General features: G+C 66.9%; 2 protein-coding genes. One reads left to right on the top strand and one right to left on the bottom strand.

Translation table 11 applies throughout. From position 1 onward, the window contains the following. Nucleotides 1-2: 2 nt before the first annotated feature. Nucleotides 3-1,223 (bottom strand): ROK family transcriptional regulator, encoded by a 1,221-nt coding sequence (locus tag ACPYOG_RS18920; RefSeq protein WP_481295685.1) that lies wholly within the window; start codon nt 1,221-1,223, stop codon nt 3-5. Nucleotides 1,224-1,571: 348 nt separating this feature from the next. On the opposite strand from ACPYOG_RS18920, the gene ACPYOG_RS18915 reads away from it, so the two are divergent. After that, on the top strand, nt 1,572-3,263 hold a 1,692-nt coding region (locus ACPYOG_RS18915), incomplete at its 3' end, for a hypothetical protein (protein WP_481295684.1).

Here is a 3,263-nt window from a genome sequence, read left to right as displayed (position 1 = left end):
GATCAGGACTGCGCCGTGCGCGTGCTCTCCAGGAGGTGCGCATTGAGGTAGTCCAGTGCGAGGTCGATGCCGCCGACGACGACGGCGTCGCCGGCGAGTGGTGAGACGACGATCGGTGGAGGGTTGTCGACCAGCGCAGTGGGAAGCAGCTCCTGCGTCATCCGGGAGAGCATCTCGCCAGCGTCGGCGATACCGCCGGAGATGACGACGATCGCGGGATCGAGCAGGGTTGCGAGCAGGCTGATGATGCGGGCGAGTCGCTCGCAGACGGCTCGCACCACTTCGAGCGCGCTCGGGTCCTCGGCTTCCGCTGCGCGGAAGATCTCCGGGGCGGACACCTCTCCGGAAGCGGGATCGAAAGCTGCTCTCAGCCCGGTAGTCGCCCACCCTTCCGACATGGCCTGCTCAGCCAGGAACCGTGCGTGCCAGGCTCCTCCTGTCGATTCCGGGATGGTGTCCGATAGTGCGGAGAGAAGCCGGAGCTCTCCGGCGCTCGCGTGCTCTCCGCGCAGAAGGTGCCCGTCCAGGATGATGCCGGCTCCCAGTCGCTCGCCGGCCAGGAGGACGACGACGTTCCTCACGTGCTGCGCTGCACCCGAGCGGTGCTCACCCAGCGCGGCGAGGTTGGCATCGTTCTCGATCAGCAGCGGCCAGCTGCGAGAGGCGGCCCACCGTTGGGCCGTGTCCGCCACGCGCTGGTAGGCGGGATAGAAGACTTCCACATTGGACGACAGCGATGCGGGAACCCCGACCGAAGCGACGAGGACGTTCCCGGAGTCGACCCCGGCGGCAGCAAGTGCTTCGTCCACGGCCTCGTCGAGAACCCGGATCCGATCGACTTCGGCGGGATCCTCGAGGTGACGCGCAACGCTCGCCGCCGGTCTTCCGCGAAGGTCCGTCACACGCGCCCGGATCGTGTTCACGCCGAGGTCGACGCTCACGATCGCCCCGGCATCGGCAGCGAACTCGAAGTAGCGAGAGGGACGCCCGCGTGACTTCTTCGCGGATGCGTCCGGCGCGCTGGAGCGCTCGACCTCGCGAACCCATCCTCTGCGGGTCAACTCTCCGCACACGATGTGGACGGCGCTGCGGCTGAGGCCCGTCCCGGTCATGATCTGCGTCGTGGACATGACGTTCCCGCCGCGGAGCACGCGCAACACCCTCTCGCCGGTCACGCGGCGGAGCTCTGCGGAGGTCTCGGGTCCAGAGCGTTCCAGGTCCAACAGGCTCTCCTTCCGCAAGAGTTCGCATCAGTTCCGGATGTGCGCGCGCAATTACTAGCCGCCGACTATAAACTCAAGACGACGTCACCTCGAAATAGGGGCTGAGAATGTGACCAGGTTACGTGTACCCCCAACTCTGACATACGGTTGCGGCGGATGAGCGGCGATCGACGTGCGGCTTCTGTTCCGGGGATACCGTTGCCACCCGAGGGGCTCGTGCACCGGAGCCGGCTGACCGCCGTTCTGGATGAACTCGCCCCGGTCACGATCATCAGGTCGCTGCAGGGGACGGGGAAGACCACTCTCGTCTCCGATTGGCTTCGGACGACACGACACAGCGTCACACCCTTGTGGCTTCAGCTCTCCACGGACCTCTCCGATCCTCGCACCTTCGTTTTCGTGCTCGAGAATCTGCTCACGACCGCGGGAATACTCAACGGCCCGCGCCCCACGGACGTTCCCCTCATGATCGAACTCGGGTCGCTGCTTCCCGAACGGTCACACGATTCATGCATCGTCATCGTCCTGGACAATATCGACCCCCTCGTCGACCCGGATCTCCTTCAGGAGCTGGCCTCGTTGCCCCGCCGCTACGCCGACATCCGACTGGTCGCGTGCTCCCAGGGCCCCCACGTCCTCGAGTCGCTCGTCCCAGACGCGAGGGTGATCCAGACGCAGGATCTGCAGTTCACGCTGTCGGAATCGGAGGAGCTCGCTGCCGCTTCGCGAACTCCGGTCGATGCGTCGACCGTGAGGCGATTCCATCACGACGTCGGCGGGTGGGCAGCCCCGCTCTGTCTGCTGATCGGAGCCGCAGGAGCCGGACAGCCGACGGAGGGAGTCGTCGAGAACTGGCTGGATCATTTCGTCATCGCGTCGTCGCGGACCGCGCACACGGTGGAGTCGCTGCTGCTCTTGAGCCTCGCGGAGCGGCTGGACCAGGAGCTGGTGGACGACCTGGCGGCCGCCGATCCGACGATCAGCCGTTTCGCGGTCGACCTCATCGAGCGACCGGGGCTCCTTGAGCGACGGCAGCGCTCCGGCCGAACGGTGTACGAGTTCCCGCCGGTGATCCTGAGACACCTGAGAGCGCGCATGGGCAGAGATCGCGAAAAGGCGCGGTCCTTCCATCGTCGTCTCGCGGAATGGTACGCATCCCGTGCCGACAGCGCCGATGCCGCCTGCTCGTTCTGGCACGCCGTCGCTGCGGAGGACTACGAGTTCGCCCACGACATCTGGGCCGAGAACAGCCCGCGGATGACCATGGCGCATCCGGAACTGTACCGGCGCAGTTTAGAGGCGCTTCCTCCCGCAGTGCTTCACCGGTTCCCGGGCATGCAGGTCGCCTTGGCGGCGACCCGGGCCACGGCGGAGGACACCGATCCGATCGGGCGCGACACCACGTTCCGGGCGATGGCCGCAGCCGCCGAGCGCATCCTGACAAGGGGCTCGGACCTGCCGCTTCCCGACCTGCTCTCCGTCGGCGCCGGGAGGATCATCGGCCTCCGCCGCCACGGAAGCATCGAGCGCGCAACCGCCTACGCCGCAGAGCTCTCCGAGCGCGTGCAGCTACTCCTCAGACGTGTTCCCGTTGTGCCATCAGGCCTCTTCGCCTGGTTCAATCTTCAGCACGCGGTCACAGCGACCGTCGCCGGCGACTATTCCGGCGCCGTCCACCACTACGAAGAGGCATGGACGCATGAGCCGGGAGGTCACCGGACCTACGTCTCGGTCGATGCCGCCGCGAGCCTCGCGATGATCCACGCCCTTCAGGGAGACGGACCTGCGGCAGCGGCGTGGCTCCGCCGGCACGACCGGGTCGCAGCCACTCCGGGCTGGAACGATCGGTTGGCCAGCGCCGGTGCCGATATCGCTGCAGGGATCAGCGCGATCGACCGGTTGGACATGGCCCGCTATCAGCAGGCGGCCTCGCGGCTGTCGGCCGCATCCGACCAGCACGACCTGTGGATCTTCACCCTGTGGCTGCACGCTCAGTACGGGCTCCGTGCGCGTCAGCCGTTGCGGTTCCTCTCCTACATC

This window comes from Leifsonia sp. HAY1-4F (assembly GCF_056755275.1).
This window is presented reverse-complemented; position numbering and strand designations above follow the sequence as displayed.